Origin of the sequence: Xanthomonas campestris pv. phormiicola (assembly GCA_025666215.1) — a bacterium.
GTDB lineage: Bacteria > Pseudomonadota > Gammaproteobacteria > Xanthomonadales > Xanthomonadaceae > Xanthomonas_A > Xanthomonas_A campestris_A.
The window spans coordinates 3,723,442-3,738,213 of record CP102593.1 but is presented as its reverse complement, the minus strand read 5'-3'; the positions used below and the strand labels follow the sequence as shown (position 1 = coordinate 3,738,213).

Below are 14,772 nucleotides of genomic sequence, written 5' to 3'. Positions count from 1 at the left end.
ACAGGAGGAAGGGCCGGCCGCCAAGCGGCGGCCGGCGAGGCGCATCAATAGTCCCAGGCCAGGGTCAGGCCGACCGTGCGTGGCTGGATCAGCGTGGCGCCGAGCGCGGAACTGGCCAGCGAACCGCGGCGATTGGCGTTGATGTAGCCGACCTCGTCGGTGAGGTTGCGCACGTACAGCGTGGCGCTCCAGGCCTGGCCCTGCACGCCGGCGTTGAGGCCGAGCGTGGTGTAGCTGGGCAGGTGGATGCGCGGGATGCTGGCCGAGGTGGTGAACTCCATGTCGCGATCGCCCATGTAGGCCACGTCGGCGCCGGCGAAGCCTTCCAGGTTGTCGCCCAGCGCGAAGTAGCGCTTGAGCGAGGCCGAGGCGCTGTTGCGCGCCGAGTACGGCAGGCGATCGCCGTCCTTGCCGTAGGCCGAGGAGCCTTCGACGTAGCCGGGGATGTCCTGGGCCAGCGTGGCGTCGGTATAGGCGTAGCTGGCGCTGACCTTCCAGTCGGCCGACGGCACCCAGTTGACCGACAGTTCCAGGCCCTGGCTGGTGGCCTTGCCGGCATTGGTGGTGTAGCTGCTGCCCAGGGTCGGCTCGACCTGCGAGATCTGCAGGTCGCTCCAGTCGATGTGGAACAGCGCCGCATCCAGGCTCAGCGAGCGGTCCAGCAACTGGGTCTTCAGGCCCAACTCGTAGCTCCACAGGCTGTCGGAGCCGTAGGAGAACGGGACGTTGGCCACCAGGGTGCCGTTGCTGCCGCCGGCACGGTAGCCGGAGGCCACGCGCAGGTAGGTCATCAACTGGTCGTTGAAGCGGTAGCGCGGCGAGAACAGATAGGTGGTGGAACTGTCCTTGTTACTGTCGAAGCTCTGGTTCGGGTCCTGCAGCAGGCCGCCGGTGTCGCTGTTCTCGCGCAGGCTGTTGCGCGCGTAGCGGGCGCCGACCTGGATGTCGAACTGCGGGGTGAAGTGGTAGGTGCCGTCGGCGTACACCGCCTTCTCGCGGTAGCTGCTGTCGCCCAGCGAGACCAGCAGCGGGAAGTCGCGGTAGATGGTGCCGCTGGACTTGTCGGCGATGTAGAAGTTCTGCGTGCTCTTGGCCTCCTCGTCGCTGTAGAACGCGCCGACCTGCCAGTCCAGGGGCCGCTCGCCCTGCGAGGCCAGCCGCACCTCCTGGGTGGTGCGGTTGGTGTTGTAGCGGTTGTCGATCAGGGAACTGGGGTTGCTGCTGTCCAGGCCGAAGATGCCGGCGAACACCGGTGCGAGCGAGCCGATGGTGGTGTAGCCGACATCCTGGTAGGCCTTGCTGCGGTGCTGCGCATAGCCGCTGATGCTGTCCAGCGTGGCCCAGCCCAGATCCCAGCTGACCTTGGTGGTGTAGAAGCGCACCTGGCCCTTGAAGGTGTCGCCGCCGCTGATGCGGTCGTGGCTGTACTGGCCGTACAGCGGATGCAGCTCGGGGTCGGTATCGACCACCGAGCTGGAGCCGGTCTCGGTGTCCTGGAACAGCGCCGAGGAGCGGATGGTCACCGTGTCGGTGACGTTCCACAGCGCGGAGACGCGGCCGCCGCGCACCTGGCTGTCGTTCTTGTCGCCGCTGTTGGTGTTGTGCACGAAGTCCGGGTCCTGGCGCTGGAACAGGCTGACCCGCAGCGCGAAGCGGTCGGAGAACGGCAGGTTCACCGAGGTGCGCGCGTTGTAGCCGGAGCCGCCATGCGCGGCGCTGGAGCCGCCGGCCTCGACGCGGCCGAAGGTCGCGCTGGTGTCCGGATCGGTCATCACGTACTTGATCAGCCCGCCCATGCTGCTGGCGCCGTACAGCGTGCCCTGCGGGCCGCGCAGCACTTCGATCTGCTGCAGGTCGGAGGGGTCCAGGTCGGGGATCGCGCCGGTGCTGAGCGCCGAACCGTAGGGCACGTCGTCGATGACGATGCCCGAGGTCGGGCGGCTGCCGAGGCCGGAGTCGGTGGCGATGCCGCGCAGCACGATGTTGCTGCTCATCGGCGACTGGATGTAGGACAGGCCGGGCAGCTGCGCGAAATAGTCGGCCAGCTTGTAGCTGCCTTCGCTGCTCATCTTCTCGGTGTTGAGCACCTGCACCGACATCGGCACGTCCTGCAGCCGCTCGCTGCGCTTCTGCGCGGTCACGGTGATGGTGTCCAGCTGCTTGGCTGCGGCCGTGCCGTCGTCCTGCTGGGCAAGCGCGATGGACGGCAGCAGCAGGAGCGCGCTGGCCGGGCAGCACAGTGCGCGCGAAATGACCTGGGAAAGACGGTTGCGGGCGACGGATGACATGGGCGGGACTCGTCTGGCGGGCGGTGGGCGGGATGGGTGGAGCGCGAACCACGGGTGCTGCGGGGACTGCGGAATGTCAGGTCACCAGGTGCGGCGGACCATCTGGCGGATGTCGTCGGCGAGGTCGGCGGCGGTGCGCTCGACCGTGTACATCATGTGGCCGCCGTCGTAGTAGCGCGTGCGCACCTGCTGCATCGGAAACCCCGACTGCGCGGCCAGATAATCCATCGCGCCGATCGTGGTCTGGCTGTCGTAATAGCCGTTGCCGACCAGCAGCCGCATGCGCGGGTTGGACGCCAGCAGCTCGCGCAGTTGCCCGACCCACGGGTAGTCGCCGAACGGCGATTTGTTCGCGTCCCACTCCCAGGCGTTGAAGTCGCTGGAGGTCGGCAGCGCGGTGGAGTAGCGGCCCGCCTGCGCGGGCACTTTCAGCACCTGCCGGTAGTAGCGCTCGGCGGCGGCGTTGTAGTCGGGCACGCTGCTGGAATTGCCCTGCGCATCGAGCAGGTAGCGGCCATCGCTGGACGCCAGGATCCGGCCCGGGAACAGCTGGCGCGCGTAGGCGACCTTGGACAGCTTCAGATCGGCCTTGAGCCAGGCGTCCGCCGACAGGCCGGTGAACGATTGCAGCGCCTGCGCCACTTCTTCGCGCTGCTGCGCGCTGGCGCGGTTGCCGAGGAACAGGGTGCTCAGGTAGCGCTCGCGGCCGTAGGCGGAGGCTTCGTCGACGAACTGCGCCAGGCTGCGGCCCTTGCGCTCGACCTTGCCGTGGTACCAGCCGAGCGCGGCCAGGGTCGGCAGCGACACCGCGTAGCTGACGATGTTGTCGCGGCGCTGGGCGTATTCGAGGATGTTGTCGGCCTGGCCGAGTAGGATGATGCCGTCCACCACGATGCCGGCGGCCTGCAGCTGCGTGGCCGCTTCCGGCGCGCGCAAGGTGCCGTAGCTTTCGCCCAGCAGGTACACCGGCGCGCCGCGCCGGCCGTGCCGGTCCAGCCACTGCGTCACCAGCTGCGCGAGCTGGCGCGCGTCGGCGCGGGTGGAGAACTGGCTGGCCGGCGCCACGCCGTCGGCGACGCGGCTGTAGCCGGTGCTGGCCGGATCGAAGATGACGATGTCGGCCGCGTCCAGCGGCGAATAGCGGTTGTCCACCAGCTTGAAGCCGGCGGCGTCGGCATGCAGGTCGTCGGGCACGGCCAGCCGCTGCGGGCCGAGCAGGCCGAAATGCAGCGGCGTGCTGGCGGCGATCGGGCCGCCGTTGAAGGCGAAGAGCAGCGGCCGCGCACGGTCGGTGGACGTGGCGATGTAGGCGGTGGAGACCAGGCGTGCGGCCGGGTGCCCGTCGGCGCCGGTGGTGGCATAGGTTTCCACCGTCGCGGCGTAGGCGATGTGCTGGCCGTTGAACACGCCGCGGTGCTGGGTGGTGACTGGTGTGGGCAACGACACCGGGCCCAGCGTGGTTGGATCGACGAAGCCCGGTTCCGCGGCGTGCGCGTTGCCGGCGGGCAAGGCCATCGCCAGGGCCAGCGCCAGCAGCGGCTGCAGCACTCGGGTCTTCGGCGGCACAGGGCCGGGGTGTACGGTCGCGGAGCGCATGGGCTAGTCCGTGCTGGGAAGAGAGGGAGCGGCGGCGAGGAAGGCTTCGAACGCGCGGCGGCCCTGGGCACGGCTGGCGCGTTCGGAGTACCACATGTGTCCGCCCTGCAGGCACAGGGTGGTCACCCGCGCGGCGTAGCGCGGGCCGGCGGCGCGGGTGGTCTCCACCGAGCTTTCGCAGGGCCAGCCGTCGTAGCGGCCGCGCAGGCTCAGCACGCGCAGCTGCGGGTCCTGGTCCATCGCCTTGCGCAGCGGCGCAGCGGCGCCCTCGGGAAGCTTCTGCGAGAAATCCCACAGTTGCGCCATCCAGTCGTCCGGCATGCCGGTCTTCGGGTCGGTGTAGCGCGGCAGCGGATGGAAGGCGTTGCCGAACGGGCCGCGATACAGCAGGTCGCTCTCGAAGCCGAGCTGCTGGCGCAGATAGCGGTTGAACACGCGCGAGGTGCCGTTCATCAGGCCGGCCATCGGCAGCAGGCTCGGGTCGATCCCCGGCATCCACGGCGCGTCACTGGCGCGGCGCGGCGCGGTCATGCGCAGATCGTAGCGGCCCAGCTCACGGCCCTGGTCGGCGAGCAGGCGGTCGGCGAAATCGGCGGTGGAGATGGTCAACTGTTTGGCATCGATGTCCTGCTCGCGCAGGCCGCTGAAGCGCGCCAGGGCGGCCAGGATCCGGCGCCGCGCCTCCGGCGTCTGCGTTGCCGGGGCGGCCAGGAACGGCAGGTAGTCCTGCCGCATCCATGCCTGCGCCTGCGCCACCGCGGTCGCTTCGTCCAGCGCCTGCAGCGTTGGGTCCAGGCGCCGGTGGTAGTGCGCCGCGGCGGTGAACTGCGGCACGTTCAATGCGTCTTCCGGATACGCCGCCGGCGGCGTGCCCAGGTCGAAGTTGTAGGACACCAGCACCACGCCGCGCACCGGCATGCCGCGCCGCTGCAGCGCTTCGGCGACCAGCATCGCCCGGGTCACGCCATAGCTTTCGCCGGCCAGGTACAGCGGGCGGTCCCAGGCGTCGTGGCGGGTGAGATAGACCCGGATCGCCTCGGCGATGACTTCCGCATCGCCATGCGAGGTGTACAGCGTGGGCAGGTCCTTGGCCTCGACCGCGCGGCTGTAGCCGGTGCCCAGCGGATCGACGAACACCAGATCGCTCGCGCCCAGCCAGCTGTCGGCGTTCTCGACCAGCGGCCGCTCGCTCTGCGCCGGCGTCCAGTCCGGCAGGCGATCGGCGGTGTCCAGGCGGCGCGGGCCGACGCCCAGGTGCAGCTGTGCGGCATTGGAGCCGGGGCCGCCGTTCCACAGGAAGGTGAGCGGCCGCACCGCGCCGGCACTGGCCGGGGCGCTGTAGCCGACGAAGAACACCGACGCCATCAGCCGCCCGGTCGGATCGTCGTGGATCGGCAGCAGCCCGGCCTCGGCCGCGTAGCGCAACGTGTCATGGCCCTGGACGGCGACGCTGCCGGCCGACCGCACCTGCACGTCGGCGTGGACCGGCACCGCCGCCGACACGCTGGCGACGCCGGCCAGCCACAGCGCCGCGGCAACCGCGAACGGACGCCGCCAGGCATTGGCGCGACAGCACGATCTGGCGGACGGCATGGACGTCGGCATGGACAGCACGGTGTTTCCCCTGGCGAAGCGTGGCTGGACGCCCGATGCATGGGCGGCGGCGGCCCCCTTGGCCGCGATGCGATGCTGCTTCAACAGTTTGTTGATATACAAAAATAATTTTTATGTCAAGACCGCGTCACATCCTTCCTGTGCGGAGCTGCGCCGTTGCGCTGCCGTCTCGACGCCTGCGGACGTAGCCGGCAAGATGGCCGGTGCGCATTCGCCGGGCACTGCTCAGGACGGGACGATTCGATGGCAACAGCGAAAAAGGGCGGGGCGCCCGCGCTCAGGCGCAGGCGCGCCCAGGCGGCGCCTGCGCCAGCGCAAGGACTGGGGGCGGGCGTGCAGGTGCGCGACCTGTTCGCGCTGCTCGAGCCGGTGGTGACCCTGCTCGGCGGGGTGATCGGCGAGAACATCGAAGTGGTGCTGCACGACCTGTCCGCGCCCGGGGCCTCGGTGCTGGCGATCGCCAACGGCCATGTGTCCGGGCGCAGCCTCGGCGACCCGATCCTCAGCGGCCCGCGCGAGGACGCCGGCTTCAGCGAGCTGTACCGCGACGTGGCCGGCACCGGCACGATCAGCTGGGCGATCGTCGACGAGTACCAGACCACCAACGCCGCCGGCCGCCAGCTGCGCTCGGCCACCCTGCTGTTCCGCGATGGCGCCGGCCAGCCGGTGGCCGCGCTGTGCCTCAATGCGGACATGACCGTGTTCGAGATGGCCCATGGCTGGCTGGAGCAGATGCTGCACCGGAAGGCCAAGCCGCCGCGCAGCGAGGCGCCGACCGGCGAGGTCGGGCTGGAGGCGATGATGCAGGAGATCATCGACGATGCGGTCAAGCGCTTCATGAAGCCGCCGGCGCTGATGAACAAGGAAGAGAAGATGTACGCGGTGGAGGCGATGATGCATCGCGGCCTGTTCCTGATCCGCAACAGCGTGGAGCAGGTGGCCACGGCGCTGGGGGTCAGCCGCTTCACCATCTACAACTACATCGAGCAGATCAAGCAGAAGAAGGCGGCGGCGCGGCCGTAACGCCCGGAGCCGGATGGGGCGGGCGGTCGCGGCGTCGGCCAGGCAGGGCCGGGCGGGATGTCGTCTCGCTCTCCGCGCAAGCAACAGGGCCGCGCCGACGCGGCGGCGGTCGCGCCCGCTTTCATCTCAAGTTGTAGCGAGATGGAGGGCGCCGGGCATGCGCCGCAGGCACGCTGCCGCGATCCGTCGCATGCGGGTGCGGCAATGTGTCGCACATAAAAACACGCCTGCGCGCACGCTCGGCCTTGTCAATGGCTTTCGGAGATGCCGCACGGCAGCATAAAATGCCGGGTCGATCGCGCATGCCGGCCAGGATGCCGCAGGCAACGCGGAAACGCCCGTCCGGGCCGCTCCCGTTCGCCACTGCGCGGTCCGCATCCCCTACGCAATTGGATCGTTCGATGATTCCGTTGAAACAACTCCGGCGCTCGCTGCGCTCCGGTCTGTCGGTCCTGCCCGCGCTGCTGCTGGCCGGCTGCGACGCGGCCATTCTCAACCCCAAGGGACAGATCGGCCACGACGAAAAGACGTTGCTGATCACCTCGGTGGTGCTGATGCTGCTGGTGGTGATCCCGGTCATCGTGATGACCCTGGCCTTCGCCTGGCGCTATCGCGCGTCCAACACCAAGGCCCGCTACGAGCCGAACTGGTCGCACTCCACCGCGATCGAGGTGGTGGTGTGGTCGATCCCGTGCATGATCATCCTGGTGCTGGCGGTGCTGACCTGGCGCTCCTCGCATGAGCTGGATCCGTACAAGCCGCTGGACTCCAAGGTCAAGCCGATCACCATCGAGGCGGTGGCGCTGGACTGGAAGTGGATGTTCATCTACCCGGAGCAGGGCATCGCCACGGTCAACGAGATCGCGTTCCCGGTGGATACGCCGCTGAACTTCAAGATCACCTCCGACACGGTGATGAACTCGTTCTTCATCCCGCACCTGGGCACGCAGATCTACGCGATGGCCGGCATGGAGACCAAGCTGCACCTGATCGCCAACGAGCCGGGCGAGTACTTCGGCCTGTCGGCGAACTACAGCGGCCACGGCTTCTCGAAGATGGGCTTCGCCGCGCACGCCACCGACCAGGCCGGCTTCGACGCCTGGGTGGCCAAGGTCAAGGCCGCGCCGAAGGCGCTGGACCAGGCCGAGTTCCAGATCCTGGCGGCCAACCGCAACGACAAGGCGCAGTACCCGGTGACCTACTACTCGTCGGTGCAGGACGGCATGTTCAAGTCGTTGCTCGACAAATACATGATGGGCAAGGGCCACAAGATGGAAGGCCACGACGCCCATCCGGCATCGGCTGCTGAGCCGGTCGCCATGTGCACTTCTGGAGACAAGTGATGCTAGGCAAACTCACGCTCGAGGCGGTTCCGTACCACGAGCCGATCATCATGGGCGCCCTCGGCGGCGCCGGCCTGCTCGGCCTGCTGGTCGTGGCGGCGATCACCAAGTACAAGCTGTGGGGCTATCTCTGGAAGGAGTGGTTCACCTCGGTCGACCACAAGCGCATCGGCGTCATGTACATCCTGGTGGCGCTGGTCATGCTGCTGCGCGGCTTCGCCGATGCGGCGATGATGCGCACCCAGCAGGCGATCGCGCACGGCGGCAACGAAGGCATCTTCCCGCCGCACCACTACGACCAGATCTTCACCGCGCACGGCGTGATCATGATCTTCTTCATGGCCATGCCGTTCATGACCGGCCTGCTGAACCTGATCGTGCCGCTGCAGATCGGCGCGCGCGACGTGGCCTTCCCGTTCCTGAACTCGCTGAGCTTCTGGCTGTTCGTGGCCGGCGCGGCGCTGGTCAACATCTCGCTGGGCGTGGGCGAATTCGCCCAGACCGGCTGGCTGGCGTATCCGCCGCTGTCGGGGCTGGAATACAGTCCAGGGGTCGGCGTCGATTACTACATCTGGGCCTTGCAGATATCGGGTCTAGGCACATTGCTGACCGGCATCAACTTCTTCGTGACGATCATGCGCATGCGCACGCCGGGCATGACCCTGATGCGCATGCCGATCTTCACCTGGACCGCGCTGATCACCAACATCCTGATCATCGCCGCGTTCCCGATCCTGACCGTGGCGCTGGCGCTGCTGGGGGCCGACCGTTACCTGGGCACCCACTTCTTCACCAACGACGGTGGCGGCAACGCCATGATGTACGTCAACCTGATCTGGATCTGGGGCCACCCGGAAGTCTATATCCTGATCCTGCCGGCGTTCGGCATCTTCTCCGAGCTGATCGCCACCTTCAGCCGCAAGCGCCTGTTCGGCTACACCTCGATGGTCTACGCCACCTCGGCGATCGGCGTGCTGTCGTTCATCGTGTGGCTGCACCACTTCTTCACGATGGGCTCGGGCGCCAACGTCAACGCCTTCTTCGGCATCACCACGATGATCATCTCCATCCCCACCGGGGTGAAGATCTTCAACTGGCTGTTCACCATGTTCCGCGGCCGGGTGAGCATGACCGCGCCGGTGCTGTGGACGATCGGCTTCATCATCACCTTCACCATCGGCGGCATGACCGGGGTGATGCTGGCGATCCCGGCGGTGGACTTCGTGCTGCACAACAGCCTGTTCCTGATCGCGCACTTCCATAACGTGATCATCGGCGGCGTGGTGTTCGGCTACCTGGCCGGCCTGACCTACTGGTTCCCGAAGGCGTTCGGCTTCAAGCTCAACGAGACGCTGGGCAAGGCCTCGTTCTGGTGCTGGATCGTCGGCTTCTTCATCGCCTTCATGCCGCTGTACGTGCTCGGCTTCATGGGCATGACCCGGCGCATGAACAGCTACAACCACCCGGAGTGGGCGCCGTGGCTGATGGTGGCCGCGGCCGGCGCGGCGATCATCGGCATCGGCATCTTCCTGAACCTGGTGCAGATCGGCTACAGCATCTGGAAGCGCAAGGACAACCTGGACCTGACCGGCGACCCGTGGGACGGTCGCACGCTGGAGTGGGCCACGTCCTCGCCGCCGCCGTTCTACAACTTCGCCGTGCTGCCGCACATCGACGACCGCGACCAGTTCTGGGAAGACAAGCTCAAGGGCAAGGGCTGGACGCGTCCGGCCAGGTACGAACCGATCCACATGCCGCGCAACACCGCGGCCGGGGTCTGGATCGGCGCCTTCAGCGTGGTCATGGGCTTCGGCTTGATCTGGCACATCTGGTGGATGGCGATCATCGGCCTGGTCGGCATGATCGGCAGTTTCATCGCGCGCACGTTCGACGACGACGTCGACTACTGGGTGCCGGCGGAGGAAGTGGAACGCATCGAGAACGCGCGTTTCGCCCTGCTGGAGCAGCAACAGGCGGCACATGCCGCAAAGGCGGTCTGAACCATGTCCTCCACGACGCTCGACAACCACCACGCCGTCCACGCGGACGGCCACGACGACCACGCCCACCACGACAGCGGCGGCAACACCGTGTTCGGGTTCTGGGTCTACCTGATGAGCGACTGCCTCATCTTCGCCGGCCTGTTCGCGACCTACGCGGTGCTGGCCGGCGCGACGGTGGACGGCCCGACCGCCAAGGAACTGTTCGACCTGAAGTTCGTGCTGGTGGAAACCTTCCTGCTGCTGTTCAGCAGCCTGAGCTTCGGCCTGGCGATGATCTCCGCGCACAAGCGCAGCGTGGCCGGCCTGTACGCCTGGCTGGCGGTCACCGCGGCGCTGGGCCTGGGCTTTTTGGGCATGGAAATCTACGAGTTCCACCACCTGATCGAAGAGGGCGCCGGCCCCGGCCGCAGCGCGTTCCTGTCCGCGTTCTTCACCCTGGTCGGCACCCACGGCCTGCACGTGGCCTCCGGCCTGCTGTGGATGACGGTGCTGGTGATCCAGATCGCCAAGAACGGCCTGACCCCGCGCAACACCACCCGCCTGGCGTGCCTGAGCCTGTTCTGGCACTTCCTGGACGTGATCTGGATCGGCGTGTTCACCATCGTCTACCTGCTGGGAGCGCTGTAATGGCCAACCACCCTTCTTCCGACGCACACGCCGAGTCGCACGGCAGCGGCCTGAAGTCCTACCTGATCGGCTTCGTGATGGCGGTGATCCTCACCGTGATCCCGTTCGGCATGGTCATGAGCGGCGCGTTCCCCAAGGGCGTGACCGTCATCGTCATCGCGGTGCTGGCCGCGGTGCAGATGCTGGTGCACCTGATCTACTTCCTGCACATGGACCGCTCCGCCGAGCAGCGCTCCAACGTGCACGTGGGCCTGTTCTCGCTGCTGATCATCGGCATCGTGGTGGTCGGCTCGCTGTGGGTCATGCACAACCTCAACGTCAACATGATGCATTGAGGTCGGGCACGCGCAACGGCATGCGCATGCCGTCGTTCGCGTGAACGCAGGAAGGCCGCCTCCGGGCGGCCTTCTTCGTTGCGGCGCAGGCGTGTCTTCGTCGGCGATCGCGTGGCGCCGCGGCGTGCGCCGGTCGAGCGACATCGCTCGCATGCGCGCCTTCAGTGCGCAGGGGCGGGTGCGACGAACCGGGCAAGCAGGCTGGCGGTCGCATCCCACAACTGCCGCCTCGCCGCGTCGCTGTTTGCCGGTCCCCACGGGGTCAGCGCGCGGGCATGCCTGGCCGACACGTAGGCACCGCTCTGGCGGCCGAAAACCGGATCGACCGCAAGCCGCACGATGCCGTCGGCGCCATGGCGGGGGTTGCCGATGTCGAACCATCGCAGCAGCCTGGCCAGCGGCCGTGCCAAGCCCAATTCCCGGCCGAGGCCGGTGACGTTGAAACCGGGGCACAGGCAGTTCACCGTCACCCCGCTGCCGCGAAGCCGGCGCGCCAATTCCAGGGAAAACATGATGTCCAGCAGCTTGCTGCGGCCATAGATCCGCGAGGATCCGCGTACGCCGAAGGCGGCGATGTCGAGCAGGTCGCGTTCGATGGCGAGGCGGCCGCTATGGCGGGAGGCCTCCGACCCGACCGTGACGATGCGCGACGGCGCGGAATGCAGCAGGGTTTCCTGCAGGACATGGGTCAGCAGCCACGGGGCGAAGTAGTTGACCGCGATCATTTCCGCATAGCCGTCCATGCTGACGCGCTGCCGGAAGGCATGCAGTCCTGCGTTGTTGATCAGCACGTCGATGCGCGGATGCTGCCTGGCGATCGCCTTGCCGGTCGCCGCGACCGCCGAAAGATCCGAAAAATCCACATAATGCACATCGACCGGCGTGGCGGGAGCGACGGCCAGGATCGCGGCGCGGGTCCTGTCCGCCTTGACCTGGCTGCGTGCGGTGAGCACCAGGCGCGCCCCGCGGCGTGCCAGCGCCAGGGCCGCCAGCTGGCCGATGCCGTCGGTCGCGCCGGTGATGAGGATCGTGGGAAGGGTGAGCATGGTGTGGCATGATTTGGTTGATATATATCAACTAAATCACGAAAGCCGCGCGCTGTCCATGCGCACTTTTGATGCATGCGGAGAACACATGGGCAGACGTCATGCGGCACTGGTCGGGGAGTTGGGCGGCGAACTGAGCGCCTTGCTGGCGGCATCGCGCGCGGTCATGGCCGCGTCGGCCGCGCGTTTCCATCCCGCGCTGCAGCCCGCCGCGTATCAGCTGGCCGCCGCGCTCGCGCGGCATGGTCCCAGCAAGGCCGGGCGCCTGGCCGAGCTGCTCGGCATGGACAAGAGCGCGGTCAGCCGGCTGGCGAAGTCGCTGAGCGAACACCGGTTGGTGGAGGCGATGGCCGATCCGCACGACGGTCGCGGCACGGTATACCGCCTGACCGCCGCGGGCGACCGGCGCCTGCAGGCCGCCGATGCGGTCAAGGCCGAGATGTTCCTGGCGCGGCTGGCGCACTGGGACGATGTCGAGCTGGCGCAACTGGTGGCGCTGCTCGGGAAGTTCAATCGCGCTTGAAGCGGCCTTGAAGCGCCATCGCGCGGCGTGCGCTGGAGGCTGCACGCACGTGCGCCTGACCGGCAGCGTGCCGGCACGATCCGCGCGCCGATACGCCAGCGCGCGCTCCTCTCGCCGGACGATCGCGGCGCTGGCGGCAGCGATGGATGGCCGACACGGCAAGGCGTGCACGCGTTGGTATCGAGGGCGCCGATGGCACCGATGCATGACCAATGGCATAGAGCGCCACGCCGCCACCGGCATAGGATCAGGAGTTGCCCGTCCGCCGTACCCCCACTGGAGACCCCATGAACAAGTCCACCGCCTGGATGGCGCCGCTGCTGCTGGCCGCCACTGCCGCCTTCCAGGCCTCGGCGCAGACCGCGCCGCCGCAGGACGTGCCGTTCGCCGGCACGCTGAAGATCGATGTCGATGCCACCGATCTGGCGCACCGCATCTTCCGCGTACGCACCACGATTCCGGCCACGCCGGGGCCGATGACCCTGCTGTATCCGCAGTGGATCCCCGGCAACCATTCGCCGACCGGGCCGATCGACAAGCTGGCCGGGCTGGTGATCAAGGCCAACGGCCAGGTGTTGCCGTGGAAGCGCGACCAGTTCGACGTGTACGCGTTCAAGGTCGAGGTGCCGCAGGGCGCCAGCGAGATCGTCGCCGAGTTCCAGTTTCTGTCCGCGCAGGGCGACGGCCAGGGCCGGGTGATGATGACCCCGGAGCTGCTCAACCTGCAGTGGAACACCACCGCGCTGTACCCGGCCGGCCCCTACGCGCGCAACATCAAGGCGCAGGCCAGCGTGACCCTGCCGCCGGGCTGGAGCTACGCCACCGCGCTGGAGACCGCCACGCGGGTCGGCGACACCGTGACCTTCAAGCCGATCGACTTCGACGACCTGGTCGATTCGCCGATGTTCGCCGGCAAATACTACAAGCGCATCGCGCTGGACGCCGGCGGCAGGGCGCCGGTGTACCTGAACGTGTTCGCCGACGAGGCCAAGTCGCTGGAGGCCAAGCCCGAGCAGATCAAGGCGCACGCGGCGCTGGTGCAGCAGATGGACAAGCTGTACGGCGCGCGCCATTTCGACCACTACGAGTTCCTGCTGGCCTTGACCGAAAAGCTCGGCGGCATCGGCCTGGAGCATCACCGCTCCAGCGAGAACAGCGGCCCGCTCAACTACTTCACCGAGTGGGACAAGAGCTGGGACCGGCGCGACCTGCTGCCGCACGAGTTCAACCATTCCTGGAACGGCAAGTACCGCCGCGGCGCCGACCTGGCCACGCCGAACTTCAATGTGCCGATGGGCGACAGCCTGCTGTGGCTGTACGAAGGCCAGACCCAGTTCTGGGGCGAAGTGCTGTCGGCGCGCTCCGGCCTGTGGACGCAGAACCAGGCCCGCGACGCGCTCGCCGACGTCGCCGCCACCTACCAGCGCGGCCGCCCCGGCCTGGCCTGGCGCGCGCTGCAGGACACCACCAACGATCCGACCATGTCGATGCGCCGGCCGCGCGCCTACCGCAGCTACCAGATGAGCGAGGACTACTATTCCGGCGGGCAGATGCTGTGGCTGGAGACGGATGCCAAGCTGCGCGAGCTCAGCGGCAACAAGCGCTCGATCGACGATTTCGCCAAGGCCTTCTTCGGCATGCACGACGGCGCCTGGGACGTGAATCCGTATACCTTCGACGACATCGTCGCCACGCTCGATGGCGTGGCCAGCTATGACTGGGCGACGTTCCTGCGCAGCCGCGTCGATGGCCACGGCTCGCTGCTCGGCGGCATCGAGGCCAGCGGCTGGAAGCTGGTCTACAGCGACCAGCCGAACGAGGCGATCAAGACCTACGAGGCGACCAAGAAGGGCGTCGGCCTGACCTATTCGCTGGGCCTGAGCCTGGACGAGAAGGGCCGCGTGCAGGACGTGCTGTGGGACGGTCCGGCGTTCGACGCCGGCATCATCGCCGGCAACAGCGTGGTCGCGGTCAACGGCCGCGAGTACAGCGCCGACACGATCAAGGAGGCGATCACCGCGGCCAAGGGCGGCACCGCGCCGATCGAGTTGCTGGTCAAGCGCGGCAACCGTTACGACACGCTGCGCATCGCCTACCACGGTGGCCTGCAGTATCCGCACCTGGAACGCATCGCCGGCAAGCCGGACCGGCTGAGCGAGCTGTACAAGGCGCGCTGAGCGGGGAACGGGGGCGGTCCATGGCGATGGGCCGCTGCGTGCGGGGGCAACGCGGCAACGCGTGCAGCCCTCGTTCGCCCCTGTAGGAGCGGGACGAATGCACGGGCGCGGCATCGGTCCGCCGCTCCCGTGCACGGTCGCGGACCTTGAGACCGCCAGCCACTATGCTGGCGCATTCTGTCAGCGGGCAAGAACGA

11 protein-coding genes are annotated in these 14,772 nt (G+C 67.9%); 7 read left to right on the top strand and 4 right to left on the bottom strand.

All coding sequences use genetic code 11. From position 1 onward, the window contains the following. Positions 1-44: 44 nt before the first annotated feature. From NRY95_15490 to NRY95_15480, 3 genes are all read right to left on the bottom strand, one after another. Positions 45-2,288: a TonB-dependent receptor gene (locus NRY95_15490; GenBank protein UYC15125.1), complete on the bottom strand. Its 2,244-nt coding sequence runs from the start codon at positions 2,286-2,288 to the stop codon at positions 45-47. Between the two features lie 81 nt (positions 2,289-2,369). Further along, on the bottom strand, positions 2,370-3,884 hold the full coding sequence (locus NRY95_15485; GenBank protein ID UYC15124.1) for a hypothetical protein: 1,515 nt from the start codon (positions 3,882-3,884) through the stop codon (positions 2,370-2,372). Between the two features lie 3 nt (positions 3,885-3,887). Continuing rightward, complete coding sequence (locus NRY95_15480) at positions 3,888-5,477, bottom strand: hypothetical protein (protein ID UYC15123.1); 1,590 nt, start codon at positions 5,475-5,477, stop codon at positions 3,888-3,890. A 354-nt stretch (positions 5,478-5,831) separates the two neighbouring features. On the opposite strand from NRY95_15480, the gene NRY95_15475 reads away from it, so the two are divergent. The 5 genes from NRY95_15475 (at position 5,832) to cyoD (ending at position 10,829) form a co-directional block, all read left to right on the top strand. Beyond that, positions 5,832-6,521: a PAS domain-containing protein gene (locus NRY95_15475; protein UYC15122.1), complete on the top strand. Its 690-nt coding sequence runs from the start codon at positions 5,832-5,834 to the stop codon at positions 6,519-6,521. Between the two features lie 401 nt (positions 6,522-6,922). Beyond that, on the top strand, positions 6,923-7,864 hold the full coding sequence (cyoA, locus tag NRY95_15470; GenBank protein ID UYC15121.1) for a ubiquinol oxidase subunit II: 942 nt from the start codon (positions 6,923-6,925) through the stop codon (positions 7,862-7,864). Then, entirely contained in the window at positions 7,864-9,864 is a 2,001-nt protein-coding gene (gene cyoB / locus NRY95_15465; protein UYC15120.1) for a cytochrome o ubiquinol oxidase subunit I, read from the top strand. The genes cyoA and cyoB overlap by 1 nt, the downstream gene beginning before the upstream one ends. 3 nt (positions 9,865-9,867) lie before the next feature. Beyond that, positions 9,868-10,494: a cytochrome o ubiquinol oxidase subunit III gene (cyoC, locus tag NRY95_15460; GenBank protein UYC15119.1), complete on the top strand. Its 627-nt coding sequence runs from the start codon at positions 9,868-9,870 to the stop codon at positions 10,492-10,494. Further along, a complete protein-coding gene (gene cyoD, locus NRY95_15455) occupies positions 10,494-10,829 on the top strand; it encodes a cytochrome o ubiquinol oxidase subunit IV (protein ID UYC15118.1) in 336 nt (111 codons plus the stop codon). Before cyoC ends, cyoD begins: the two co-directional genes overlap by 1 nt. A gap of 161 nt (positions 10,830-10,990) precedes the next feature. On the opposite strand, the gene NRY95_15450 is transcribed toward cyoD, so the two are convergent. Further along, entirely contained in the window at positions 10,991-11,875 is an 885-nt protein-coding gene (locus NRY95_15450; protein UYC15117.1) for an SDR family NAD(P)-dependent oxidoreductase, read from the bottom strand. A gap of 88 nt (positions 11,876-11,963) precedes the next feature. Here NRY95_15450 and NRY95_15445 point away from each other — a divergent pair, with 88 nt between their 5' ends. Both NRY95_15445 and NRY95_15440 read left to right on the top strand, forming a co-directional pair. Next, entirely contained in the window at positions 11,964-12,398 is a 435-nt protein-coding gene (locus NRY95_15445; GenBank protein UYC15116.1) for a MarR family winged helix-turn-helix transcriptional regulator, read from the top strand. Positions 12,399-12,685: 287 nt separating this feature from the next. Next, complete coding sequence (locus tag NRY95_15440; protein ID UYC15115.1) at positions 12,686-14,575, top strand: tetratricopeptide repeat protein; 1,890 nt, start codon at positions 12,686-12,688, stop codon at positions 14,573-14,575. The last annotated feature ends 197 nt before the right edge of the window (positions 14,576-14,772 follow it).

Bases quoted from the DNA above. Each gene is read 5' to 3' on its own strand.
- NRY95_15490 (UYC15125.1), bottom strand. From the start codon at position 2,288: ATGTCATCCGTCGCCCGCAACCGTCTTTCCCAGGTCATTTCGCGCGCA.
- NRY95_15485 (UYC15124.1), bottom strand. From the start codon at position 3,884: ATGCGCTCCGCGACCGTACACCCCGGCCCTGTGCCGCCGAAGACCCGA.
- NRY95_15480 (UYC15123.1), bottom strand. From the start codon at position 5,477: ATGCCGTCCGCCAGATCGTGCTGTCGCGCCAATGCCTGGCGGCGTCCG.
- cyoA (UYC15121.1), top strand. From the start codon at position 6,923: ATGATTCCGTTGAAACAACTCCGGCGCTCGCTGCGCTCCGGTCTGTCG.
- cyoB (UYC15120.1), top strand. From the start codon at position 7,864: ATGCTAGGCAAACTCACGCTCGAGGCGGTTCCGTACCACGAGCCGATC.
- cyoC (UYC15119.1), top strand. From the start codon at position 9,868: ATGTCCTCCACGACGCTCGACAACCACCACGCCGTCCACGCGGACGGC.
- cyoD (UYC15118.1), top strand. From the start codon at position 10,494: ATGGCCAACCACCCTTCTTCCGACGCACACGCCGAGTCGCACGGCAGC.
- NRY95_15450 (UYC15117.1), bottom strand. From the start codon at position 11,875: ATGCTCACCCTTCCCACGATCCTCATCACCGGCGCGACCGACGGCATC.
- NRY95_15445 (UYC15116.1), top strand. From the start codon at position 11,964: ATGGGCAGACGTCATGCGGCACTGGTCGGGGAGTTGGGCGGCGAACTG.
- NRY95_15440 (UYC15115.1), top strand. From the start codon at position 12,686: ATGAACAAGTCCACCGCCTGGATGGCGCCGCTGCTGCTGGCCGCCACT.